We start from the raw sequence: 24,325 nt of genomic DNA, 5'->3' as shown, positions 1-24,325 counted from the left end.
CAAGAAAAAGAGGCTATTCCCGGGCTGAAAAGCCTGCCGGAAAATAGCCTGCAGTTTATGCGTTGTCTTCATTGCCGTCCGAATATAACCGTTATTTGCCCAGCAACGTCAAATGCTTGCCAATATGCGCTCCAAGGCCCGCGGCAAAATCATCCTCATGCTTGTTCAACAAAGCGAAGAACTCGTCCGCGAACAGCTTGTTGCCGTTTTCGTTCTTGGCTTGCAGCAAAATACCGTAAGTGATGTGCAGCAGCTGGCGCGCATTATTTTCATTCATGTAGTCCGGCAGCTCGGCATCGCTCGTCTCCGAGAGCGGTCGAATCGCGCTGATATCGGTCGTCACATGGTAATACGCAGTCGCTTCTTCGAAGTGATCCAAAGCATGCTGATGCATCCGGCGGTACAGCGCTGGGTCTGCCTGGGCTACGACGCGAACGGCTTCCAGCCAGTTCGTGCCGGCTGTCTTTACATGGAAGCGGCCCCTCGTGTACTGGCCGATCAGCGGGAACACGCTGAATTTGTCGCTGCCCGAGTGAATGCTCAGCTTATAGCCGAAGTGGTCGGCGATGGCCGCGTGCGCCTGCAGCTCGCGCTCGAATTGCGCGATGTCGCCGATGTAGTCGATCCCCTTCTGGAACTCGCCGCAGAAGCGCGGAGCCATGCTGAACATCTGGATGCCGCGCAAGTACAGCTCGTTGGCCACGAGGAAATGCGCCTCCGGCGAGGTTGGCGTCTCCGTCTCGTCGATCGAAATTTCGAAGTCGACTGCGCCGTTCAACTGCTCGATATATTTGCGGTAAATCCGCTCCATAAAATTGATCGCCTCATGATAAATCAGCACGTCGCGTACCAGCTCTTCGCGGGTAAAATTCAGCGCAGCGCCCTCAAGCTGAGGCGAATTCGCCAAATAACGCTCTTCATAGCCCGCACGGACATCCTGAGGCAGCTTGGCGTAGCGCTCCTCCAGCTCGGAAGCGGACAGCGGAGCGATCGTATTGTCGATGTTTTCCGAGCAATCGAGCGTCAGCATCGTGAATCCGAGGCGCAGCGCGTATTCGATATCCTCTTCCTTCTTCAAATGGTCGCCGTCTGCGCCGAACCCGTCGCGGTAGCCTTCCTGGAAGACGGCGTAGCAGGCCGCATCGAGCACATCCTCATACGTGCGGCCTGTCAGCGCAAGCTCCCGGATGCTTTGCTGCGCCAAAATCGGACGCACATCCTTGCCGAGCACCGTACGGATATGACCCGGGCTGGCCAGACCGAGACGGTCGCCCAGGCCGAACGTCGCGACCTGCGTACCGAACGCCTGAGGCGCCGTGTAAGGCAGATAACGGTTAAGAACCAAGCGGTTCGCATGCGTAAGCGGAGCCAGCTTGCCTCCTTCGGCAGGCTCGCCTTCCAGCTCGCCCACGATAGGGCCGTCGCCGACCGCGAGCAGGCGTTTGCCGTCTTCGGTCCGAACCATCAGCAGCGCGGCTCCTTCCAGCTCCGTCAGCGACTGCGGATATACTTTGACAAAAGGTGAAGCCGCATCTGCGGACTGCCCCGACTTCACTTGCTCAATGATGGATTGATAGGTTAACATCGCGTTCCCTTCCTTTTCCCGTAAATTGAACTCTAAAAATCGAAGTAGCCGTTGGCGTTATCGTAAGAAATATCGCGCACCATGCCGCCCAGCAGCTCCAGATCATGCGGCGCTTCGCCTTGCACGACCCACTCGCCGAGCAGATTGCACAGCAATCGGCGGAAATATTCATGGCGCGTGTAAGACAGGAAGCTGCGCGAATCCGTCAGCATGCCGACGAACCGGCTGAGCAGGCCCAGGTTAGCCAGCGCGTTCATCTGCCAGAGCATGCCTTCCTTCGTATCGTTAAACCACCATGCCGAGCCAAACTGAATTTTACCCGGTATGCCCCCGCCTTGGAAGCTGCCGATCAGCGTACCGATGACGTAATTATCCTTCGGATTCAGCGAGTACAAAATCGTCCGCGGCAGCGAGTCGTCCGCATCGAGCGCATCGAGCAGCTTCATTAACGGGTAAGCAATGTCGCTGTCGTTGATCGAGTCGTAACCAGTGTCCGGACCCAAGGTGCGGAACATTCTCGAGCTGTTGTTGCGGGAAGCGTTGATGTGAAGCTGCATCGCCCAGCCGAGCTTCGCATAGGCGCGTCCCAGGAACAGCAGCGTATAGGTCTTGTACTGCTTCTCTTCCTCCAGACTAACCGGCTCGCCGGCAAGCGCTTTGGCATAGATCGCCGCAGCCTGCTCCTTGGTCGCCTCGGCGTAAGGCACATAATCGAGCGCATGGTCGGATACGCGCCCGCCGGCTTCATGGAAGAAGACAATCCGCGCGTCAAGCGCTTGCAGGAATTGGTCGTAGCTGTCTACCGGCAGGCCGGCTGTTTCGCCTAGCTTCTTCACCCACGGCACATACGTGGCGCGATTAATCTCCAGCCCCTTGTCCGGACGGAACGACGGAAGCACCTTCACGTCGAAGTCAGGAAGCTCCTTGATTTTCATATGGTATTCCAGCGAGTCTGTCGGATCGTCCGTCGTGCAGATGACCTTGACGTTCGACTTGACGATCAGATCGCGCGCCGCGAAGCCGCCCGCCTCGAGCTGCGCATTGACTTTCTCCCAAATCATCGGCGCATTCTGTTCATTAATGAGGTCGTGCACGCCGAAAAAGCGCCGCAGCTCCAGATGCGACCAGTGGTACAGCGGATTGCCGATCGTCTTCGGCACCGTTCTGGCAAATGCCAGGAAGCGGTCATAATCGCTGACATCCGGCCCGCCGGTCACAAGCTCTTCCGCTACGCCATTGGAGCGCATCGCTCTCCACTTGTAATGGTCGCCATACAGCCATGCTTCTGTCAGGGTTTGAAATGATTTGTTCTCATAAATCTCTTGGGGGCTCAAGTGGCAGTGATAATCGATGATCGGCATCGTTTTTGCATAATCATGATACAACCGCTCGGCCACTTCATTCGTAAGCAGGAAATTATCGTCCAGGAATGCTTTCGCCGTCATTATTCAGCCACCTCGTTTCGATCATATTCCCAGTATAGCGCAATATTAATATGATTTCTTTTCATTTCATGCTCAATTTCCGTTTATTTACGCATATCTTGTCATTAAGCTTCGTATTCGCTGCTCCAGGCGTACAGCCGGGTAGCGGCTGAGGCTCCAAGCCGGCCAATTCGTACAGCAGCGAGCGGATCAGTATCGCTTGCGTGCCGGCATTCATATCCCCTTCGTCCTTGCCGAGACCAAGCTGAACAGGCAGAGGCATCTCCGGATAAAACTCGCCCGGCTTGACCTGAGCGACGTTCGGCGCAGTTGGCGAATGAGCCAGCTCCCGGGAAAATCCGCCGTCCGCACGCTTCAGCCGTTTCATATTGCGCACCGTAATCTCGGCGATCTCCAGCAGCTCCTCCGGAGGCAGCGGCAGCTTGATCGCGGCGAGCAGGCTGATCGGATTGCGAATGTAGCACATATCGAGCGCTTCCTCGTGACGCAGCGTATGGAGCAGGCTGCGGTATATGGCATTCACTCTTGGCATCGCAATCCGGAACCGCCCGTAGAAGGTGTGAAGCTTGAAGGTGCCCGACAACTGCATATACCGGCCGCCTTCGCCCCAGAGACCGGTATGGGGGTCCTGAATTTTATCGAAATGATTGAGCGCTTCCTTCAAATAAGGCTCTCTTTGCGCAACGCTCATCTGAGCCAGATAAGGCGCCGAATTGCAAAGCCGATCGCAGCCGCGCCAGCTATTGGCCAGACTGATGCTCCGCAGCCAGCGGGCGTAAGCCTCCGGCGAGGCGATATAGGCCGGCGCCGCATCTCGCGCGTTCGGCAGCGGATACACGATTCATGGGTTCAGATCCTTTCTCTAGTTGGACAAAATTTATGTTCGCCACTAACCCTTAATCGATCCGAGCATGGCGCCTTTGGCAAAATGCTTCTGCAGGAACGGATACACAAGCAGAATCGGCAGCGTAGCGACCACGATAACGGCCATCTTCACCGATTGCTCAGGCGGAGGCGTCGTATTATCCAGCGCCGAGCTGTGATCTATCCCGCTTGCCAGCACGACTATCTGGCGCAGCAATACTTGAATGGGCCACATCTTGCTTTCATTCAAGTAAAGAATCGCACTCAGGTAAGTGTTCCAGTAGGTCACCGCGTAGAACAGCGAGATTGTAGCGATGGCAGGCATGGACAGCGGCAGCACGATCCGGAACAAAATGCCCCAGTCGCTGCAGCCGTCGATTTTAGCCGATTCCTCCAGTCCTTCCGGTACGTTCTGAAAGAAGTTTTTCAGGATAATCAGGTTAAACGCGCTGATGGCGCTCGGCAGGATCAAGGCCGCGTACGTATCGATCAGTCCCAGCTCCTTCACGACAAGAAAGGTAGGAATGAGCCCGCCGCTGAACAGCATCGTGAACACGACGAGGAACATCACGAGATTGCGGCCGTCCAGGTCCTTGCGCGACAAGGCGTAAGCCGTTAACGCCGTAACGAACATGCTGAACAAAGTTCCGAATAGGGTAACGCCGATCGAAACGCTCATCGCTTTGAAAATTGTATTGGTCGAAAATATAAACCGGTAAGCCTCCAGGCTCCAATCGGTCGGAATGAGCACGAACTTTCTCATCGCCAGCTCGGCGCTGGTCGTAAACGAACCGGCCACCACGTGAATGAACGGGAGCACGGTAACCAGGCCGATCAGGGCGAGCAGCGCGATATTAATCCCGTTAAACAAACGGCCGGCTAATGTTCTGTCTTCTACCATGGGGGTTCCTCCTCCGAGCTTTCGTTAGAAAGCTACTTCGTAAGCATCATCTCAAGCTTTCCGTAGGAAAGCTGCATCGTAAGCAAAAGCTATGGGCTTTCCAAAGGAAAGCCGCTTCGTATCCTCTTAGTAAACGCCATCCTCGCCCATCTTCTTCGCCAGACGGTTGGCCGCCATGACGAGAATGAGCCCGATCAGCGATTTGAAGAAGCCGATCGCTGCGCTGTAGCTGAATTGTCCTTGTCTGAGACCTGCGGTATATACATAGGTATCGATGATCTCGGCTACATTCCGGTTCATGGAATTGAGCAGCAGATATACATGTTCGAAGCCGAGCTCGAGAACATCGCCAATTTTCAAAATCAGCAAGACGATAATGACGCTGCGGATTGCAGGCAAAGTAATATGCCATACTTGTCTGAGCCGCCCTGCGCCGTCCATGCGGGCCGCTTCATACAGCTGCGGATCGATCGAGGCGATAGCCGCCAGGTAGATGATCGTCCCCCATCCCGCTTCTCTCCATATCACTTGAAGGATATAAGTAGGTCTGAACCATTCCGGGCTGAGCAGAAAATTGACTTCCGAAAATCCGAAATATTTCAGCAGTTCATTGATAATCCCGCCATCCATCGTCAGCATGACGAAGGTAATCGACACGATGATAACCCATGACATAAAGTGAGGCAGATATACGAGCGTCTGTACCGTTTTCTTGAAAAACTCAACGCGCACTTCATTCAGCATCAAAGCCAAAATGATCGGAATCGGGAAATAAAACAGCAGGTTCATCCCGAACAAAATCAAGGTATTGCTCAAAATATTGAGAAAATCCGGCTCGGCGAACAATCGTTCAAAATGCTTCAACCCGACCCATTCGCTGCCCATAATGCCCTTAAACGGCTTGTAGTCCTGGAATGAAATAATCAGCCCGTACATCGGGATATATTTGAAAATCAGAAAGTAAAGCACTCCCGGCAATAACATGACGTAAATCCACTTGTTTTTCCACAGGCGTCTGCTTAGTTCACTGCTGCGACGCACGGGCGTTGCTCTGTGCTGCACATGCACTTCTTGCATAACGAATCTTCCTTTCCGGGAGGTAGTAGGTAGAAGAGGCAGCCGCTCGAAGGCGGCTCCCTCCTCTTATGCGCATTAGCTGCAGCCGGTTATTTTTTGTAAACGGCATTGAATTCCTCTATGATCTGGTTGCCTCCGCGGCTCTTCCAGTCCGCTACGGCCTTCTCGAAGCCTGCCTTGTCAAGCGTGCCGTAGATATACTTGTAAGTAGCGTCCTTGATCAGCTCCTGAAGCTGAACGCCCTTCTCCAGGTTCGTTTTCGACTCCAGCGGCGCAGTCGGATCGTTAACCGCATATTTTTGGTTTTCCAACTTCAGTTCGTCCGCTTTGACGCGTGCCGGCAGCGTGGATACGCCCAGGTAGCGGCCGCTCGTATCCTCGTCGCCGATCGCTCCGTCCGTGAACGCCTTCACTTCGCGCTCGATCAGCTCCTTATTGTCAACCTTCTTGGCTTTGCCGTTCTCCAGCGTGTAGTGAACATCCTTCAAGCCCCAGAAAGCGACGTTGGCCACTTCCGGCGTCATCATCTTATCGTAGAAGGCCAGGATAGCCTTCAGCTTCTTCTCATCCTTGATAGCGGACTTGGAGAACAGCAGCACGTTGGCGTAGCCCGGCAGCGACCATGCCGCATATTTGCCGGATGGGCCCTTCACCATGCTGTGTACGTCGACAACAGCCGTCGGCACGTTTTTGACCAGATCCTTATGCAGCGTTTCGACATCCGTCATCGCCCCGATATACATACCCGCCGTTCCATTGGTGAACAGCTTGGTCTGATCCGTTTTGCTCGTAGCGGCGAAGTCCTTGTTGATCAAGCCTTCATCGCGCAGCTTCTTGAAGTAGTCCATAGCGCCGATATACTCGGGGAATGCAAATTCAGGCTGCAGCTTCCCGTCCTTCTCGCCCCAGTTATTGGGCACTCCGAGCCAGGCCGCAACGGTTTTGAACGCTCCATACACAAGATCGTTGCGGTCTGCTACGCCGATCGTATCCTTCTTGCCGTTGCCGTCCGGGTCCTGCTCCGTAAATGCCTTCATCATCGCATACAGGTCTTCCGTTGTTTCGGGAGCCTTCAGCCCGAGCTTGTCAGCCCAGTCCTTGCGGTAAATGATGCCTTGACGGGTCAGATCGACGCCGCGGTACAGCGAGTACAGCTTGCCGTCCACCTTCGTATTGTTCAGCACCTCAGGCTTCAGCTTGCTCAGATTCGGATAATCCTTCAGGTAAGGCCCGATTTCCCAGAACTGGCCGTCGCGGATAGCGGACTTCATCGTGATAAACGTCGCCTGGTTTTTCAGATAAACAACCTCGGGCAGCGCCCCGGTCGCCAGCGTCGCATTGAGCTTCTCTTCATACGTGTCCGCCGGGAAAAATTGATACTTCAGCTTCGTATTCGTAAGACGCTCCAGCTCGTTCTTCACGGTGTCGGTCGGCGCCTCCGCCGTATTCAGCGGAGCCATGATCGTGAACTCCACCGGGCCGGCCGGCTCAGTCGACTTGGCAGCTTCCCCGCCGGCGGCCGGCGCCTTCTCTGTGGTAGAGCAGGCCGCCAGCGTAAGACTTGAGGCGAGCAGGACGCTCAGGGAAATGGACATTTTTTTCTTTGTCATGGAACTTCGACCTCCAGCAAATGAATGATGTTTGATTCCAGCTTCATGGTTGGCTGACTTTGGATGCGGTTAATTTTTATCGGCGTTTCGGCAAGCCAGCCCGTCTGTCGTTCGAGGGGGACCGCATCGATCCGGCCTCCGGCATCCGGACGTTCTTGCCGCACCTCTAACCTACGACACCCGGCACAATTACGGCTACAATCATTTGCCCTGTACGGCCTGTTTCGTCCGTAACCTGAGAACATGATTAGTCCGTCCGCGGGATGACACTTGCCGCAAGATCCGGCACACCGCCTCCGGAGACCAAAAAAAACCGCCGCGCTGTACGCGCCGGCGGTTCACGATTCAAGAGCTATTCAATTGTTATTCCTGAAGTACGCTTCGGCGTATTCCTCCATAACCTGCTTGCCGCCGCTGCGCTTCCACTTCGCGATCTCCTGGCGGAAGCCGGCCTCATCCAGGTGGCCCAGCATATAATTGTAAGTCGCGTCCGAGATGATTTTGAACAGCTCGATGCTTTTCTCGTCATACGTCTTGGACTCCACATTCACCATCGGGTCCTTGACGATAAAGGATTCATTGTCCTCCACCAATTGATCGGCCAAACCGGATAACGCCGTGCTCTTAGCTATTTCCAGCACATTCGGATTGCTCAGGTCGGCGATCATCAGCGCATAGAACCCGTTGACCTCGGAAGCTCTCAGCTGCGAGGTCTCCTCGGGCAATACAACCTTGCCGTTTTCCAGCTTATAATGCACATCCTGCACGCCATACCGCATCAGGTTGGCTACATCCTTGTCCATCGTCCGGTCGAAAAAGGCCAATATAGCTTTCAGCTCCTCCTCGGTCTTGATCGCTTTCTTGGAGAACAAGTATAAGGCGCTGTAGTTCGGAATCGACCATACCCGGTAGCCTTCCGGGCCTTGAATTCGGTTGACCAGCGTAAATCTTGCCTTCGGGTTCATGGCCTTCGCCTCATCCGACAGCCTCTGCACGTCCGTCATGCTGCCGATATAAACGCCGGCCGTTCCGCGGATCAGCTGATCCCGCTGCACTTCCTTGCTCGTCACGGCGAAGTCCCGGTTAATAATCTTTTCCTCATACAGCCTCTTCACGAAATTCATCGTGTCCATATAGGCCTTGGTTTCAAACTCCGGGATCAGCTGATTGCCGGCGATTGTCCAATTATTGGGCGTGCCAAAGTACGAGCTGAGCGTCTTGAACGCGCCGAATACAAGATCGTTGCGGTCTGTAAGACCGACCGTATCCTGCTTGCCGTTGCGGTCCGGATCGTCGTAGGTGAAACGCCGCATCACCTCGTACAGCTCCTGGATAGTCCCCGGCTTGTCCAGCTGCAGGTTCTCCAGCCAATCCTCGCGGATAATAATGCCTTGGCGGGAAGACGGCCGCTCCGTGTACAAGCCGTACACCTTTCCGTCCACGGCCGATTGCCGCAAAATCTCCTTGTTCAGCTGCTTCAGGTTCGGGTACTGCCCCAGATAAGGACCGATCTCCCAGAAGGAGCCCGAGCGGACGGCGCTTTTCAGCAGCAAATAATCCGTATATTTGACATAGGTCACTTTTTTCATCGAGTTGGTCGTTAGCGCCGTGTTCATCTTATCCGTATAAATGCCGTCCGACACCCATTCAATCTCCAGCTTCGTATTTGTCAGCTTCTCAATCTCGCGGATCAGCTCCTGCTTGGGCGAATGGGGGAAATGAAGCGGGGCCATGATGGAGACGACCGGCTTCTCTCCCTCCTGCTGACCTTCCGATGGGCTGGAGCCAGCGGTGCAACCTCCGAGCAGGCAGATTGCCAGCAGCAGTATGGCCCATATTCTGCAGACAGCCGCCCGCCGTGACAGCGCTCTCTTATCCATCCGTAACATGCCTCCCCCTTCGTGTAATGGAGCATAATGGCGCCTGGGCGCCATCACCTGATACAATGATTATCGTCCGCTGCCGATGATTATTGCCCGGGCAGGCGGGGTTGATTACAATGGATTATACGGCTTGGGCCAATTATCATAACGTGAGGTGTGATTCCGATGCGCTCTTTAAGCTTTCTCAGCAAAATGACTTTGTTCGGATTCCTGCTAAGCACACTTCCCGTCGTGTTCATCGGATTCTTCGCCTATGTGACGTCCTCCAATGAAATCCAGAAAAATGCCAACAAAGGAAGCATGCAGCTCATTCAACAAATCAATACCAATGTAGAGCACAAACTAACGACTGTCAACCATACCTTGAATCAGGTGCTCAACTCGACCGTGCTCAAGAAAGCGCTCACCGCTCCGCTAGCCGAAAACGATTTTATGACCTACGACGACCTGCGCAAAGAAATCCGCTACATGCAATCCTTCGATACGCGGGTCGAAGATGTCCTGCTGCTCAATCAACAGCAGAACTGGATGATCAAAAATTCCGGCCTGTACCGGCTCGACAGCTACCAGTACCGCGAGCAGCTGGAGAGCCTGATGAACGTTCAGGAGCAGACACCCTGGATGCTGACGCCCTCGGCCTGGTTCCATAGCGAGGAGAACGCGCGCAGCTTGTCCTGCGATTACAGCATCAGCCTGGTCAAGAAGCTGCCGACCACCGGACTTGAGAAATACGGACTTGCGGCAGCCAATATCCCGGCTTGCAGCCTGCAGGAGTTTATGCCGCCGGTCGACGACTCCACCGGTTCCATCGTCATTCTGGACGATCGGGGACGCCTGCTGCTTCACCCCGATCATAGTCTGATCGGCATGCCGCTGGAGGAAGCCGGCATGCCGCTTGCGAAGCTGCTGGCTCCGGGCGATTCCGGACAGTTCAAGACGGTGCTGGCCAGCAAGCCTTATTCCGTCACTTACTTGCGCTCCCAGCTTACCGGCTGGACCTATATGTCGATCACCTCCATTCAGAGCCTGACCGCGCAGTCGGGCAAGATCGGCCTGTACACGATTTACGTTTGCCTGCTGATGCTGCTATTGTCCATGCTGCTCGCCTGGTTCGGATCGCGGCGGATGTATTCGCCGATCCAGGTGCTGCTTAATCAGATCGGAGCGCGCCTGCAGGATAAGCGGGCCCGCCAGGGCAGCGCCGATGAATTTCAGCTCATCGGCGAGCAGGTTGCCCATCTGTTCCAATCCAAGTCCAGACTGGAGCAGGAGGTTCAACAGCACGTTCAGCAGGTGCGGACGTTTTTCCTCATCAAGCTGTTCCAGGGAAAGGTGAAGCAAAGCGAGCTGGAGGAGAACCTCGAGCAGTTCGGCTATGGCGTTCATAGCCGGAGCTGGGCATCGATGGCCGTCATCACGCTGCAGATCGATTCGATCGACAATACCCGGTACGAGCGGCGCGATCTCGATCTGCTGTTGTTCGCCATTCATAATATTATCGAGGAGCTGGTTCCCCCGGAAGGGAGATTCGTCCCCGTGACGATCGACCAGACCGTCGTGATGCTGGTTGGCAGCCCGGAGAGCAATCCCGAGACGTTCCGCAGCTCGGTCTATGCGATGACGGAAAATTTACAGCGGCAAATTTCCAGTTACCTGAACCTGCAGGTCAGCATCGGCATGAGCCTGCCGATCCATGCGATATCCGCTGTGCCGATCGCCTACCGGGAAGGACTGGAGGCGCTCAAGCACCGGATCAAGCTGGGGGAAGGCATTATCATCCAGTATGAGAATCTCAACGCCGGGCGCCACTACTTGAATCTGAACTACCCGAAGCAATTGGAGAACGAACTGCTCGACGCCGTCAAGCTGGCCGACTTGGAAAAGTCGAAGGAGCTGCTCAAGCAGCTGCTCCATACCGTGTTCTCTGTCGAGCTGACGCCGCAGGAATATCAGATTCCGCTGGCCCGGCTGCTGAACAACTTGCTGATCGCCATGCAGGAGTCCGGCATCGGCATGCATCAGATCCGCTCCAGCCAAGACTCTCTGTTTGAGGAGCTGTTCGGCTTGTCGATCGCCTCGGAGATTGAGGATTGGTTCTGGGGCAGCGTGATCCGGCCGATGGCGGCCATTTTCCGCGACCGCCAAGAGGAGCAGTATCACAACATTTCGGAGAAAATCATCGATCTGGTGCAGCATGGCTACAGCACCGACATGACGCTGGAGGAATGCGCCTCCCGGCTGCATTACAACGCCAATTACTTGAGCAGCATTTTCCGCAAGGAGACGGGGTATTCATTCAGCGAATACCTGATTATGTACCGGTTCAGCATGGCCAAGAAATGGCTGGCGGAGACGGATATGCCGATCAAGGACATCGCCGAAAAGCTGCGGTATACGAATCCGCAGAACTTCATCCGCTCTTTCCGCAAGCAGGAAGGGATGACGCCGGGCCAATACCGGACCAAGCATACGGCTGCCGTCCAGTAACGCCCGGGCAAGCGGCCGCTGAAAATATTTTCAACCTCCTGTGTCACATCGCAAGCTTCCTGCATATATATGTTTTGTTGGATACTTTGACAAGGGAGCTGGCAGGAAGTTATGGCAACGAAACAATTGGCAGCGCGCGGCGAGAAAGAGTACGCCATCCAAGTGCTGGATGAAATGGGCTTGAACCAGATTGCGAATTGGCTCGGCATTTTGCCCGAAGACCGGTGGCAGGAGCTGTTCGTCGCCCAGTGGCCGATTTTGGCCAAAAAATGCGGCATTCGCGACTAAGCTTGTACATATACGGATTCAGCAGCAACTATCGGCCTATACCGCCCGTCTACAGGCAGGCGAAGCTGCTCCGCTGAGTACAAGCGAGATTGCGAGCCCAAGCAGCAAAAAGCCTTCGGCAACCATGTTTCCGACATGGAGCCGAAGGCTTTATTTTAGTTCTTATGCCGCGACAACGTGACGCCGTCCTGCTTGTTGTACCTCTCCGTCGCTTCCTTGACAACATCCTTGCCGCCCTTGCTCAGCCATTCCTCCAGCACCTTCGGATAATCCGTTATCGGCTCCTTCCCGTAGACCATCTTCAGGACATGGGTCAGAATAACCGGCGGAAGCTTATCTCCTGTAGGCGCAATATCCGGATTTTTCGCATAGCCTTGCAGCGGAGGATCGAACTGAATGCCGTCGCGGCCTTCGCTGGCCAATACGGTGTCATACAGCTTCATCAGCTCGCGCCCCTCCGGCGTCTGGCTGAGTACGCCCTTGTTATAGGTCGTATCCTGGACGAGCCAGAGCAGCGTCTGCCGGAACGTTTCTTCATCCACTTCCTGGCTGGTCACCGGCTTCTTGTACTGAATGGCTCCGTTGCTCATCGTGTAGTTCTCCCCCTCAATCCCGAAGGTGAAAAACTTCTCCGCCTCATCGCTCACCATCCAATCGAAAAACTTGACGATACCGGCCGGGTCCTTGGCCTTCTTATTAATAAAGTAGGCTCTGGTCACATTGCCGACAAGCCGGAGGCCGCCCTGGCCGTCCGGACCGACCGGAGAAGGAATAAGCTTCATCCGTCCTTCCGGGACGATGTTCTTCAGCTGCTGGTCCCACTGGATCAGCAGGTTGGCATTCATGTTCCAGATGCCTGCCCGGCCGGCCAAAATCTCATTTTTGAAATTCGTCGGATCGATCGTAGCAAACTCCTTGCTCATCAACCCCTCGTCAACCATCGTCTTATAGGTCTGAATCGCCTGCTGCATCCCCTCGACATTGAAAAATTTCGGGACGATCTGATCGCCCTGCTTCATAAAGAAGTTGCCGAATACGTCATAGGCCCCGAAAAAGACATCCGAATAAACAAAATCCTGGCGGCCCATATAAGGATGCGTTATGCCCAGCTTCTTGAACGCACGCATCACGTTCAAATAATCCTCGACGGTCTTCGGCTCCGGCAAGCCTGTCTTCTCCAGCAGATCCGCTCTGATCCAGGTAGCGCGCCGGGACGGATTGGACAGCCATTCGGGAATCGCATAAATATTCCCCTTCGCATCCGTCTCCTTCTCCCAAGCCTCCTTGGGAATTTTTTTCAGCAGATTTTGACCGTGCTTCTCCAGCAGCTCGTTCAGCGGAAGAAACACGCCGGCCTGAACAGAGCCTGACAGCTGCGGATTGGACAAGCCGGAGCTGGCCTGCACCACATCCGGAATATCCTGGATGGCGAACATCTGGATCATTTTCTGATCGAATTCCTTGTGGGGGACGAGCCGGATATCCAGATCCGTGTTGGTCAGCTCTTCCAGCTTTTTCACCCACTTATCTTCATTAATATTAGGGTGATTATCCGCATACGAAATGTTCCCGGTCCGAAATGAGATCGAAAACGCCGTTTTACCCGTACTTTCTCCCGAAGCCGCTCCGTCCCCGCCATTCCCATCCGGCGCGCAGCCTGTCGTTGCAACGGCGAGCGTTAGCCCAAGCATGGACAGCATCCATTTCTTCATCCTGCATACCCTCCTTCAAATTGGCTTTTGCCCGCAGCGATCAGCCGTTCCACCGTCGGCCGCAGCATATTCGCTACATTTTCTCCCATCAGCTGATGCCCGTAATCCGACGGATGGATCAGATCGCTGGTCAAGGAAGTAAAGTCGCTCATGATCCGGGCTCCGTCCAGCAAATGCAAATCTTCGCGCCGCCGGCTCTCCACGCAGCCTGCAAGCACCTCATTGTAGCGGCGCTCCCGTTCGCTGAAAACATGATTCGCTTCCCGAAAGTACGTCGCCCGGTTCGGATACACGATGGTGACGAACACCGGCTTGCCCGGATGGTTGTCGATCAGACAGTCCAGCAGATATGATGCGCGCCGTTCGAACTCCTCCGCCGGAATCGTACCTCGCATGTTGACGCCGATCTCCAGGAAGGCGAGATCCCAGTCCTGCCTGGCGGCCAAATAATCGGACAACTCCGGCTCGCAATAGCATGAACCGCTCAAGCCCAAATTCAGCGCTTCGATCCCCAGCCTGCGGGCGGCCTGATGCACATAGCCGTTATAGGCGTTCGTCGCCCCGGCTCCCTGCGTAATCGACGAGCCGTAGGCCAGCATCGTCAGAGCCGGCATCTCCGCGGGGTCCGGCGGCCTCACCGCGAAGCCAAAGCTCTCGATCCCGTACCATACAACAGCGAACCGGTCAATAAACAAGCGCCACACCCGCGGCGCAAACGCCCCCTCCAGCTTATCCTCGCTCACCTCCGAGAACCGCTCCGGCTGCTCAAGCTGCAGCGTGCAGATTGAGCCCGCTTTCAGCTCGTGGACCGAATGAAAGAAATCGCCGCGGAACACCAGCACTCTTCCGTTCGTTTCCAGAGCGCCCAAGGTGACCTGCACCATCTTCGCCTCCGTGACAAACCGCACCTCGCAGCCGTTGGACTGCATAGCTTTCGTCCGGCCCTTTTCCGTCAGCCGATGCCGGACCTCTCTCGGAAACCGCTGCAGCCGCATGCCCCCTGCCGGATAGGCGGGCTCCAGCTCGGCCACATTGTGCAGATATACGCCATGCCGCTTGGTGAAGGACTCTAAGCTTGTATCCAATAGGTATCCGCCCTCTCTGTGACTCATTACTAACTCTTATTTTGTTGATATAGCTATAATAAACCCATTATGAAAGCGCAGTCAATATGTAATATAGAAAACAACAAATTATTTATGAGTTAGATAAATGAATGTTCAGCGGAATGAAGCTTTCGGGCTTTCGTGAGAGGCATTAGGGCGAAGCAGCGGTCACAGGCGGCAGCATTCGAAGCTTGGCATATGCATCCCCTGCTTCCGATACCAGGCATGCCAAAAAGACGCCTTCAGCCGCTCGGACAGCGGTTCGTTAAGGCGTCTTGGCTATTGCTTCGTACAGGATCGGCTTGTTTGCGTCTGAGCTTTACGCTTCAATCTTCGGCTGCAGGCGGCAGCGATCTGCCGCTTTGGCTTTTTTCCTGCTCCAGGGAAGAAAAGGCATCCTCTTGCGCCTCGGCAGCACTCGCCAAGTTCAGCTGCATGTGCGCCGCCTGGATAAAAGCTTCCTGATCCTGCAATCCGGACAAATAAAGCATCACCTCGCGCTGGATCGCTTTCAGCTGACCGTTGCTGAAGCCCAGCTCGGTCATCAGACGAAAGGTGGGGAAAATCTCACGGTACATAAAAAACCGGGCCGGCCGGTATACCTCCTCCTCCCCCTCCCATTCCATCGCCTGCCGATGAGCCGCAATATTGAGGGTGCGGCGGCGGAGATGCCGCTGAGCCTCGTACGAGGTCAGAAAATCAACCAGCAGCGCGGCTTCCTCCCGCTGCGGGGATCTCTCATTGATCACCAAGCCGTTCACAATCAGGAGCGTGCTGGCATCGTTAAGACTGGGGAGCGGGGACACATCGAAGGAAATGCCCGACTCACGCAGCTGATTCAGGAAAAAATAAGTCGTCATGATCATCGACACTTTGCCTTTCAGGAACAGCGCCTCCGCATCCGCGTCACTTTCCGACAGTATGCGCGGAAAAACATCTGACATGGCTACCAGGTCGCGGCAGGCGGCCAGCCCCTCCAGCAGCTTCGGATCGTCCAGCCTGCTGCAGCCTGCTTCATCCCGGCGAACGGCCGCCCCGCTCTGGAGTATAAAGATCGGCCAGCGGTTGCGCGAAGGCAAGTAGAAATAAAAGCCGAACCTTTCATTGGGCACAGCCAGCCTGCGTCCTTGCTCGAACAGCTCCTGCCATGTCCAGCTGCTGTCAGGTACGGGCACGCCGGATTCCCGGAAGTGATCCTTATTGTAGCAGAGGATAACAGGCGAATAGACGAAAGGTCTGAGCAGCGCGCCTCTCTCCTCGCAAAACGGCTCCGTCAGGAACGGATAGGCGCTTTCCGTCGGCTTCAGCGGGTGCAGCAGCCCGGTGCAGCCCAATTCCCTGAAGTCCTGAAAATTGCTGCTGTTCATCAATGCGGCGTCCAGCAGGCCCGCTTCCATATATTCCTTGATAATCCCGGTATATCCGCGCGAGGGCAGCTCCACCGTCTGCACCTGCAGATGCGGATACCGCTCGTGAAAAACCTCCAGCAGCTCGTCCATCCTGACGATGCGGGAGATGGCCCCCGCATAACCGAACCGGACTGTTTTCCGCGCCGGTACAGGCCGCGTCACCCGGTTGCCGACGCGGGGTATTTTCTCCAGCAAGCCTTCCTCCACCAGCACATGCAATCCTTTGCGTACGGAAGCGTTGCTGAGCTCGAAGCGCTCCTCCAGATCGCTCTCCGCCGGCAGGAAGCTGCCATCGGCCACAGTCCCTGACACAATATCCTGGCGCAGCTTATCAACCATCTCTTCCAGCCGAGCCCGGAAATGCTTGCGGCTTTTTCTCTTCTGCTGCATCTGCTTTCCCTCGCCATCATTCCTTCTCCCACTCATCATACCGAAACTGCCGCTCCGCGACAAGCCGCCCGCCCGGGTATCCTGCGCTCAGCGGACCGCTCCTGCGCCAGTCAAAACGCCCCGGGGTCGGTTCCATCCGACTCCGGGGCGTTTCGCTTTCGCCAGCTTGTATCAGCCTTCATTGACCGCCCGAAGCATCGTCCAGCGGTTCAGCCTTACTTGGTGCGCCTCGGACAAGCTGCGCTTGAACAGCTCCTCCTCCACGCCAAGCTCCTCCAGCGTGGACGGACCGCCCGCCTTGCGAAGCAGCCCGCGCAGCACCGAGTCGCCCGGCACGCGGGCCAGCTCCCGGCCGACCGCTTCCCTCCAGGGACTGCCGGCGAACATGCCGGCGCTCCACAGCCCATGGTAATGCGCAGCAATCTCGGCGCAGGCGACGCCAACCTTCGCTCCGTGCAGCAGCTGCCTGTGACCCGACCGGAGATAGGCCATTTCCCAGTAATGGGATAAATGATGCTCCGCCCCGGAGGCCGGGTGGGAATGGCCCAACGCCAGCATGGCAAGTCCCGAGGCGATCAGCGCTTCGGTCAGCACGCGCAGGCCCTCCTCCGCGCCTCGGCCGATATCCTCGGCATGGCGGACGCAGGCCAGCAGCGCCTGCTCGGTAATCTCCGCCACATCGGCGCGATACGGCTCCCCGGCGGTCACGCTGCCGAACTTCCAGTCGAACAGCGACGTATATTTGCCCAGCATGTCGCCGAACCCGGCGGCCGCCAACGCCGCAGGCGCAAGCCGCAAAATAGCGAGATCGGCGAAGATCGCCTCCGGACCTATGGCCGGCACCGTAATCTTGTCGCCTCTCAGCAGCAGCGGCGCGCCCTTGGACGTAAATCCGTCCACCGAAGGAGCGGTCGGCACGGAGATAAACGGCAGACCGGCCGTATAGGCGGCGTACCGGGCGATGTCATGCAGCGTTCCGGCGCCGGCGGCTACAACCGCCTGACTGTTGTTCCGCTGCAAATCCATCAGCAGCTGCACGACAGAAGCTTCGTCCGCTACTACGTCGCCTTGGCTATTCGGCAGCACGATCGTCGTGAGGACCTTCACGCCCCGTTCCCGCAGCCCGGCTTCCAATTCGCGGCCTGCGGCCTCGTACGTGTTCGCATCGGCGGCGATCGACAAATTGCCGAAGCCGCGCTTCGCGATATATTCGGGAACTTGCCGGATGGCTCCGTCGGCAACTACAAGGGGATCGGGAAACGCTCCCTTTCCCCCCTGCTCCATCCCCTCGCTCAGCCGGGCAACGACCTCATTCAGACTTAAGCTCATGATAAACCGCCCTTCCTTCAACCTGACATGCCTTTTTCATTACCTTTATGTTCAGGCTCGCTCCGGGCGGAAGTTTCGGACAACCGGACCTCTCCCGTTCTTATCCCCGGCCAAACCGCCAAGCCATGTCCGAGAGCCGCAGCTCACTGCGGAAGGCGCGCACCGTCGTGTCCTTGTCGATAACTGCGCATTCGATGCCCGCCATCTCGGCAAAATCCATCAGCTGCTCGGTCGTCACCTCATACGAGAATCCGGTATGATGGGCGCCTCCCGCCAAAATCCAGGCTTCGACGCCCTCCTTCAGCGTCGGCTCCACCTTCCACAACACCCGGGCCACCGGCAGCTTCGGCATCGGCCGCTCTGGCTCTACCGCCTCAACTTCATTGACCAGCAGTCGGAAGCGGTGGCCGAGATCGATGATGGACGCATTCAGCGCCTTGCCGACTCTGCCGTTAAACACCATGCGGGCGGGGTCCGCTTTGCCTCCGATGCCCAGCGGATGAACTTCCAGCTTAGGCCGGTCGGCCGCGATCGTCGGACATATCTCCAGCATATGGGCGCCGAGCACCAGCTCCTGCTCCGGGTCCAGATGATATGTATAATCCTCCATGAATGAGGTCCCGACATTGCCGGCGATCAGCTTCATCAGCCGGACGAGCGCTGCCGTTTTCCAGTCTCCCTCCCCGCCGAACCCGTAGCCCTGCTCCATCAGACGCTGCACGGCCAGACCGGGCAGCTGCTTCAGCCCGTGAAGATCCTCGAAGGTCGTCGTGAACGCCGTATACCCGCCTTCCTCCAGGAACGACTTGATGCCCAGCTCCAATCTGGCCTGGTAGCGGATGGCTTCCAGCGATTCCCGGTTCCCCGCCGTCGCTTCAGGTACATCATACCGCTTGGCATACTCCTCCAGCAAGCGGTCGATCGCATCCTCCGCCACCGCATCGACGCGCCGCGCCAGATCGCCTACGCCGTACCCATTCACCGACCAGCCCAGGCGGATCTGCGCCTCCACCTTGTCGCCTTCCGTAACCGCGACCTGCCGCATATTATCGCCGAACCGCGCCACCTTCAGCACCCGACTTTCCGCGAAGGCCGCAGCCGTCCGCGTCCAAGCGCCGATCCGGGCGCGCACCTCGGCATCCTCCCAATAGCCGACAACGACCTTGCGCGCTATGCCCATGCGGGCGCCGATAAAGCCGTATTCCCGGTCGCCATGCGCCGCCTGGTTCAAATTCATAAAATCCATATCGATGGACTCCCACGGGATATCCCGGTTGAATTGCGTCGCAAAGTGCAGCAGCGGCTTCTGCAGCTGGGACAGTCCCGCTATCCACATCTTGGCGGGGGAAAACGTATGCATCCAGGTGACGATGCCCGCGCACAGCTCGTCTGCGTTAGCCTCGATGATCAGCTTGCGAATTTCATCCGGCGTCGTCACGACAGGTTTGAAAATCAGTTCGAAGGGCAGCGCTTCATCGGCGTTCAAGCTCTCCGCAATCGCACGCGAATGCTCGCCTACCCGCTCCAGCGTCTCCGGTCCGTACAAGTGCTGGCTGCCCGTGACGAACCAGAATTGATAAGGTTTAATCGTTAGCATACTTTCGTCCTCCCGCATAATAAAATGTTGTCGACCCGGCCGGCCTCCCGCTATGACCGCCCGGGGCCCGAATGCTTTTCAGCTTCGGCTGGGCAGCGATTGCTCCTTCAGCATCTTCAGCCGCTTCATCAGATCGTTCCCGCCCCGCCCGAAATAATCGTGCAGCCGGACATATTCCTGATACAGCTGCTCATATACGGCCACATGCTCCGGAATCGGCTTGAATGTCTCCTCGCGCACCCTGCCCATCCGCTCGGCCGCCTCCACGATGGAATCATAACCTCCGCGCTCCCGCCCTGCAGCCACCGCTCCGAACATCGCCGCGCCAAGCGCCGGCGTCTGTTTGGAGGCGGCCACCTTGATTTCGCGGCCCGTCACGTCCGCGTAAATTTGCATCAGCAGCCGGTTTTTCTGAGGCAGACCGCCGCAGGCATACAGTTCATCGACAGGCACCCCGTTCGTATGGAAGGCGTCCACAATGACGCGCGTGCCGAATGCAGTCGCCTCCAGCAGCGCTCGGTAAATCTCCTCCGGCTTGGTGAGCAGCGTGCAGCCGACAACAAGGCCCGTCAGATCGGTATCGACAAGCACGGAGCGGTTGCCGTTCCACCAATCCAGCGCCAGCAAGCCCGTCTGCCCCGGCCTATAGGCCGAAGCCCGGCGCTCGAGCCACGCATGCACGCTTATGCCTTCCTGGGTTGCGGCTTCCTTGACATAACCCGGCACCGCTTCCTCCACGTACCATTCGAAAATGTCGCCGACAGCCGATTGACCGGCTTCGTAGCCGAAGTATCCCGGGATAATGCCGTCTTCCACCACACCGCACATGCCCTCTACCTGCTTTTCCTCGGTGCCGAGCAGCATATGGCAAATCGACGTCCCCATCGCCATGACGAGTTTGCCCGGCTGGGCGACGCCCACTGCAGGCACGGCCGCATGCGCATCGACATTGCCGACCGCCACGGCCGTTCCGGCCATAAGACCGGTAAGCGCCGCCAGCTCCTCGGTCAGGCCGCCGGCTCGGGTGCCGAGCGGCAGAATATCCCCGCGCAGCTTTGTGGTCGTCAAGTCCGCAAGCCGCGGATCAAGCGCGCGGAAAAACGCCTCGTCCGGATAGCCGTCCCGCTTGTGCCAGATCGATTTGTAGCCGGCCGTGCAGCTGTTGCGGAGAAGCTCGCCCGTCAGGCGGAAAGTCACCCAATCGGTCGCTTCGAGCAGCAGATCGGCCGCTTCATAAATCTCAGGCGCTTCATTGGCAATCTGCCAGGCTTTGGCCACCATCCATTCGGAGGATATTTTGCCGCCGTAGCGGGGCAGCCATCGCTCTCCTCGCGCGGCGGCCGTCTCATTGAGCCGGTTGGCCTCATCCTGCGCGGCATGATGCTTCCACAGCTTGACCCAGCTGTGCGGGTTGTCCCGGTAAGCCGGCTGCAGACACAGCGGCTCTCCGGCGGCGTCCACCGGCAGCATCGTGCAGGCGGTGAAGTCGATGCCGAGGCCGACGACGGCTTCGGGCCGAATGCCCGAGGCAGCCAGCACAGCCGGTACGGACAACCTAAGCACCTCTATGTAATCGCCCGGATGCTGGAGAGCCCAGTCCGGCTCCAGCTTGATGCGTCCTCCGGGCAGCGTCTCGTCGATGACCCCATGCGGGTATGGCGTCACATGATCCGCCACCTCCGCTCCATCCTCCAGATCTACCAGCACAGCACGACCGGATTGCGTTCCGTAATCGATGCCGATTGCATACCTCTTCCCCATGCTTCATCCTCCTCCGGGATGCCGTCCGCTTGACGGCAGCCGCAAGTCATGTCTTTGCCTTGCATCCGTTCCTCATCCGCGCTGCACCCTGACCGGGCATGCCGGCACTCAGCCTTGCCCGTAATAAGCGTCAGCTCCATGCTTGCGCAGGAAATGCCTGTCGAGCAGCCGCTGGTCCATCGGCGCAGTCTGCGGCTGAAGCGCCAGCGTCCGCGAAGCGATCTTGGCCACTTCCTCGAGCACGACCGCGTTATGAACCGCTTCATGCGCGTCCTTTCCCCACGTGAACGGCGCATGACAATGCACCAGCACGCCGGGAATCCGCAGCGGATCGAGATTCCGGAAAGTCTCGACAATCACATGTCCGGTCTCCAGCTCGTAGGCTCCCTGAATTTCCTCTCCTGTCATCGGCCGGGTGCAGGGCACTTCGCCGTAGAAGTAATCGGCGTGGGTCGTCCCGAGCGCCGGAATTCCTTTGCCTGCCTGCGCCCATCCCGTCGCCCACGGCGAATGAGTATGCACGATGCCGCCAAGTCCGGCGAACGCCCGGTACAGCACCAGATGAGTCGGCGTATCGGAGGACGGCTTCAGCCTCCCCTCCACCACATGCCCTTCCAGATCCACGACGACCATATGCTCCGGCTTCATCTCCTCATAAGGAACGCCGCTTGGCTTGATGACGACAAGCCCCTGCTCGCGGTCGATCCCGCTGACATTCCCCCAGGTGAACGTGACCATTTTATATTTGGGCAAATCCATATTGGCTTCCCAAACCTCCTGCTTCAGCCGCTCCAGCATACCAACCCTCTCCCTCCATCGGCACTTCAATCAACCCCATTATACAATTGTACGTACAACTTTAAAAGATATATTTTTATTTGTACGTACAAAAAAGAAGAACCGCCGGTCGGCAGTTCCTCTAGGGCAACTCTGGAAATTGAGAGGGGATGGACAAAACCCCCAAGCGGGCGAAGCACATGCTGCATTACATATAACATCAACCTTCAGGAGGTGGCTTCATGACACGCAAGCTGAACAGAAAACGCCGGCGCGCCTGTCTGCTTCGCAGCTTGGGCCCGGGATCGGGCCGCCGCAAGACAGGGAACGCCGGCAAACCGGCCGTCCGGCAGACCGGTTTGGGCTGGGTTTCCGGCAATTGGAGCGGTTACGCGATTGAGGGAAACCCCGGTTCCTTCCGGCGCATCTCTGGCGCATGGACCGTTCCGGCCGTACGTCCCGGCTCCGGCAGCGCTTATTCTTCAGCCTGGATCGGCATCGACGGATTTCGCAACGACAGCCTGATCCAGACCGGAACCGGACATGAATATGTAGGCGGCAAAGCGCATTATTACGCCTGGTGGGAAATTCTCCCGGACGCCGAGACGGTTATCCCGCTGCCTGTCTACCCCGGAGACCGGATTCGGGCCGTCATAGCCAAGCGCAGCCGGACCAAATGGGCGATACGCCTCAGCAATCTAACCCGCTGCTGGACCTTCTACACGCTGCAAAGCTACGAGGGGCCGCAATCGTCCGCCGAATGGATCGTCGAGGCCCCGCAAGTAGGCGGCACGGTCGCCAGGATGGCCCGCCTGACGCCGGTTCGCTTCGTCCAATGCCGGGTCAACGGCTGCAACCCCGGTCTGAAGGCCTCCCAATCCGGCGTCATGCTGCAGAACGGAAGGTTCGTATCGATCCCTTCCCGGCCTAGCCGGGCGGGCGATGCCTTTGTCGTTACAAATGAGGCGCAGCCGTAGAACCCCTGACGATCAGTTCGGGAGCAAACAGCCGGTCGCGTTCCTTCTCTGCATGGCGAGTCGGTCCGGCATGGTCAGTCGCCGCTCCTTGCCTGTCCTCGATCCAATCCATTAACTGAATCGCCGCCTGACGGCCCATCTCCGACTTCGGATGGGTCAGCGTCGTCAGCTTGACCTCCGTTGCCGTCGCCAGCGAGGAGTCATCGAACCCGACTATCGACAGCTCGCGCGGCACGGAGAGCTTCGCCTGTCTGGCCGCCTCCAGCAGCCGGACCGCCAGCTGGTCATTGTACGCTACCAGCGCCGTCGGCCTGTCTTCCCGCTCCAGCATGGCGATGGCGGCCGCATACGGCCTTGCAGTTCCGTCCTCCGTCATATAGGAGGTAACGGAGTCCGGTCTTAACGGCAATCCGTGATCGCCGAGCGCGCGCAGAAAGCCTTTGAGCCGGTTCGCCCCCTGCAGGTCGTCGGTTTTGAAGAAGCCGGCGATGGACCGATGGCCAAGCCGGATCAGATGCTCTGCCGCCGCATATCCGCCCGCCTCGTCATCCAGACGGAAGCACGGGCAGTTCAGCTCCGGATAGCGCTCGTTAATCATCACGAAGGGGATGCCTTGCACTTGAAGGGATAAGTAGAGATCCAGATTCGGGTTGCCCTGCGCGCTGCGCGTAGGCTCGATAATCAGTCCGCTGAGCGGCTCCCCGAGCAGCAGCTCCAGATTCTCCCGCTCTCGGGCCTTGTCATTGTCCGTGCTGAGAAGCATGAGACGATAGCCCTTGTCCCGCAGCGCCGCTTCCGCTCCGCGCACGATGTGCGGGAAAATATAGTCCGATATGTAGGTCGTCATCATGCCGATCGTTCGCACCGGACCGGATGTCTTGGTAGCAGCAGGCTCGGAGACAAATGTTCCTTTCCCCTGCAGCCGATACAGCCAGCCCTCCTGCTCCAGCTCGCCCAGCGCCTGCCGCACCGTTTGGCGGCTCATTCCGAAGCTCGTGGCGATCTCATGCTCGGAGGGCATCTGGTCATGCGCTTTCCACTCGCCTCCGCTCAGCTTGTCCAGCAGTCCCTGTTTCAGTTGCCTGTACTTCGGTATCTGTTTGTCGTTCATGCTACACCTCTGGCCA

General features: G+C 57.3%; 19 protein-coding genes. 3 read left to right on the top strand and 16 right to left on the bottom strand.

Annotated features, from left to right (window positions below; genetic code table 11):
* Nucleotides 1–91 precede the first annotated feature (91 nt).
* The 8 genes from BLR08_RS15180 to BLR08_RS15150 form a co-directional block, all read right to left on the bottom strand.
* Entirely contained in the window at nt 92–1,585 is a 1,494-nt protein-coding gene (locus BLR08_RS15180; protein WP_072332364.1) for a tagaturonate epimerase family protein, read from the bottom strand.
* A gap of 32 nt (nt 1,586–1,617) precedes the next feature.
* A complete protein-coding gene (gene uxaC, locus BLR08_RS15175) occupies nt 1,618–3,030 on the bottom strand; it encodes a glucuronate isomerase (RefSeq protein ID WP_072332368.1) in 1,413 nt (470 codons plus the stop codon).
* Nucleotides 3,031–3,091: 61 nt separating this feature from the next.
* On the bottom strand, nt 3,092–3,868 hold the full coding sequence (locus tag BLR08_RS15170) for a hypothetical protein (RefSeq protein ID WP_072332371.1): 777 nt from the start codon (nt 3,866–3,868) through the stop codon (nt 3,092–3,094).
* A gap of 51 nt (nt 3,869–3,919) precedes the next feature.
* Nucleotides 3,920–4,795: a carbohydrate ABC transporter permease gene (locus BLR08_RS15165; RefSeq protein WP_072332374.1), complete on the bottom strand. Its 876-nt coding sequence runs from the start codon at nt 4,793–4,795 to the stop codon at nt 3,920–3,922.
* 126 nt (nt 4,796–4,921) lie between these two features.
* On the bottom strand, nt 4,922–5,872 hold the full coding sequence (locus BLR08_RS15160) for an ABC transporter permease (RefSeq protein ID WP_072332377.1): 951 nt from the start codon (nt 5,870–5,872) through the stop codon (nt 4,922–4,924).
* An 89-nt stretch (nt 5,873–5,961) separates the two neighbouring features.
* Nucleotides 5,962–7,482, bottom strand: a complete 1,521-nt coding sequence (locus BLR08_RS15155) for an extracellular solute-binding protein (RefSeq protein WP_072332380.1) — start codon at nt 7,480–7,482, stop codon at nt 5,962–5,964.
* The gene (locus BLR08_RS31155; RefSeq protein ID WP_176835527.1) at nt 7,479–7,646 is read right to left on the bottom strand and encodes a hypothetical protein; all 168 of its coding nucleotides are present in this window, start codon (nt 7,644–7,646) and stop codon (nt 7,479–7,481) included. Before BLR08_RS31155 ends, BLR08_RS15155 begins: the two co-directional genes overlap by 4 nt.
* Nucleotides 7,647–7,838: 192 nt before the next feature.
* Nucleotides 7,839–9,362, bottom strand: a complete 1,524-nt coding sequence (locus BLR08_RS15150) for an extracellular solute-binding protein (protein WP_083537272.1) — start codon at nt 9,360–9,362, stop codon at nt 7,839–7,841.
* A 168-nt stretch (nt 9,363–9,530) separates the two neighbouring features.
* Here BLR08_RS15150 and BLR08_RS15145 point away from each other — a divergent pair, with 168 nt between their 5' ends.
* The gene (locus BLR08_RS15145) at nt 9,531–11,852 is read left to right on the top strand and encodes a helix-turn-helix domain-containing protein (RefSeq protein WP_072332386.1); all 2,322 of its coding nucleotides are present in this window, start codon (nt 9,531–9,533) and stop codon (nt 11,850–11,852) included.
* Nucleotides 11,853–11,963: 111 nt separating this feature from the next.
* The gene (locus tag BLR08_RS31150) at nt 11,964–12,140 is read left to right on the top strand and encodes a hypothetical protein (RefSeq protein WP_176835526.1); all 177 of its coding nucleotides are present in this window, start codon (nt 11,964–11,966) and stop codon (nt 12,138–12,140) included.
* 155 nt (nt 12,141–12,295) lie between these two features.
* On the opposite strand, the gene BLR08_RS15140 is transcribed toward BLR08_RS31150, so the two are convergent.
* The 7 genes from BLR08_RS15140 to araD all read right to left on the bottom strand — a co-directional run bounded on the left by BLR08_RS15140 (nt 12,296) and on the right by araD (nt 22,242).
* Nucleotides 12,296–13,852, bottom strand: coding sequence for an extracellular solute-binding protein (locus BLR08_RS15140; protein WP_176835525.1), 1,557 nt, complete (start codon nt 13,850–13,852; stop codon nt 12,296–12,298).
* Nucleotides 13,849–14,937: an SGNH/GDSL hydrolase family protein gene (locus tag BLR08_RS15135; protein ID WP_256257680.1), complete on the bottom strand. Its 1,089-nt coding sequence runs from the start codon at nt 14,935–14,937 to the stop codon at nt 13,849–13,851. Before BLR08_RS15135 ends, BLR08_RS15140 begins: the two co-directional genes overlap by 4 nt.
* A 347-nt stretch (nt 14,938–15,284) precedes the next feature.
* Nucleotides 15,285–16,757 carry an extracellular solute-binding protein gene (locus BLR08_RS15130; protein WP_072332392.1) on the bottom strand — a complete coding sequence of 491 codons (1,473 nt, stop codon included), beginning with the start codon at nt 16,755–16,757 and terminating at the stop codon, nt 15,285–15,287.
* Nucleotides 16,758–16,928: 171 nt separating this feature from the next.
* Entirely contained in the window at nt 16,929–18,086 is a 1,158-nt protein-coding gene (locus BLR08_RS15125) for a sn-glycerol-1-phosphate dehydrogenase (protein ID WP_072332394.1), read from the bottom strand.
* Between the two features lie 100 nt (nt 18,087–18,186).
* Nucleotides 18,187–19,683, bottom strand: a complete 1,497-nt coding sequence (araA, locus tag BLR08_RS15120) for an L-arabinose isomerase (protein WP_072332397.1) — start codon at nt 19,681–19,683, stop codon at nt 18,187–18,189.
* 78 nt (nt 19,684–19,761) lie between these two features.
* Entirely contained in the window at nt 19,762–21,444 is a 1,683-nt protein-coding gene (locus tag BLR08_RS15115; protein ID WP_072332400.1) for a ribulokinase, read from the bottom strand.
* Nucleotides 21,445–21,552: 108 nt separating this feature from the next.
* The gene (gene araD / locus BLR08_RS15110) at nt 21,553–22,242 is read right to left on the bottom strand and encodes an L-ribulose-5-phosphate 4-epimerase (RefSeq protein ID WP_072332403.1); all 690 of its coding nucleotides are present in this window, start codon (nt 22,240–22,242) and stop codon (nt 21,553–21,555) included.
* Between the two features lie 221 nt (nt 22,243–22,463).
* On the opposite strand from araD, the gene BLR08_RS15105 reads away from it, so the two are divergent.
* Nucleotides 22,464–23,198: a G1 family glutamic endopeptidase gene (locus tag BLR08_RS15105; RefSeq protein ID WP_083537276.1), complete on the top strand. Its 735-nt coding sequence runs from the start codon at nt 22,464–22,466 to the stop codon at nt 23,196–23,198.
* On the opposite strand, the gene BLR08_RS15100 is transcribed toward BLR08_RS15105, so the two are convergent.
* Nucleotides 23,176–24,309, bottom strand: coding sequence for a GntR family transcriptional regulator (locus BLR08_RS15100; RefSeq protein WP_072332406.1), 1,134 nt, complete (start codon nt 24,307–24,309; stop codon nt 23,176–23,178). The two genes, BLR08_RS15105 and BLR08_RS15100, sit on opposite strands and share 23 nt — an antisense overlap.
* Nucleotides 24,310–24,325: the final 16 nt, after the last annotated feature.

It is taken from the genome of Paenibacillus sp. cl123 (assembly GCF_900101595.1).
Lineage (GTDB): Bacteria > Bacillota > Bacilli > Paenibacillales > NBRC-103111 > Paenibacillus_G.
Note: the sequence above shows the minus strand (reverse complement) of the source record. Positions and strands in the feature narration are given on the sequence as shown.

Bases quoted from the DNA above. Each gene is read 5' to 3' on its own strand.
- araA (WP_072332397.1), bottom strand. From the start codon at position 19,683: ATGCTAACGATTAAACCTTATCAATTCTGGTTCGTCACGGGCAGCCAG.
- BLR08_RS15115 (WP_072332400.1), bottom strand. From the start codon at position 21,444: ATGGGGAAGAGGTATGCAATCGGCATCGATTACGGAACGCAATCCGGT.
- BLR08_RS15150 (WP_083537272.1), bottom strand. From the start codon at position 9,362: ATGGATAAGAGAGCGCTGTCACGGCGGGCGGCTGTCTGCAGAATATGG.
- BLR08_RS15145 (WP_072332386.1), top strand. From the start codon at position 9,531: ATGCGCTCTTTAAGCTTTCTCAGCAAAATGACTTTGTTCGGATTCCTG.
- BLR08_RS15155 (WP_072332380.1), bottom strand. From the start codon at position 7,482: ATGACAAAGAAAAAAATGTCCATTTCCCTGAGCGTCCTGCTCGCCTCA.
- BLR08_RS15105 (WP_083537276.1), top strand. From the start codon at position 22,464: ATGACACGCAAGCTGAACAGAAAACGCCGGCGCGCCTGTCTGCTTCGC.
- BLR08_RS15130 (WP_072332392.1), bottom strand. From the start codon at position 16,757: ATGCAGCAGAAGAGAAAAAGCCGCAAGCATTTCCGGGCTCGGCTGGAA.
- BLR08_RS15160 (WP_072332377.1), bottom strand. From the start codon at position 5,872: ATGCAAGAAGTGCATGTGCAGCACAGAGCAACGCCCGTGCGTCGCAGC.
- BLR08_RS31150 (WP_176835526.1), top strand. From the start codon at position 11,964: ATGGCAACGAAACAATTGGCAGCGCGCGGCGAGAAAGAGTACGCCATC.
- BLR08_RS15100 (WP_072332406.1), bottom strand. From the start codon at position 24,309: ATGAACGACAAACAGATACCGAAGTACAGGCAACTGAAACAGGGACTG.
- uxaC (WP_072332368.1), bottom strand. From the start codon at position 3,030: ATGACGGCGAAAGCATTCCTGGACGATAATTTCCTGCTTACGAATGAA.
- araD (WP_072332403.1), bottom strand. From the start codon at position 22,242: ATGCTGGAGCGGCTGAAGCAGGAGGTTTGGGAAGCCAATATGGATTTG.
- BLR08_RS15180 (WP_072332364.1), bottom strand. From the start codon at position 1,585: ATGTTAACCTATCAATCCATCATTGAGCAAGTGAAGTCGGGGCAGTCC.
- BLR08_RS15140 (WP_176835525.1), bottom strand. From the start codon at position 13,852: ATGAAGAAATGGATGCTGTCCATGCTTGGGCTAACGCTCGCCGTTGCA.
- BLR08_RS15165 (WP_072332374.1), bottom strand. From the start codon at position 4,795: ATGGTAGAAGACAGAACATTAGCCGGCCGTTTGTTTAACGGGATTAAT.
- BLR08_RS15125 (WP_072332394.1), bottom strand. From the start codon at position 18,086: ATGAGCTTAAGTCTGAATGAGGTCGTTGCCCGGCTGAGCGAGGGGATG.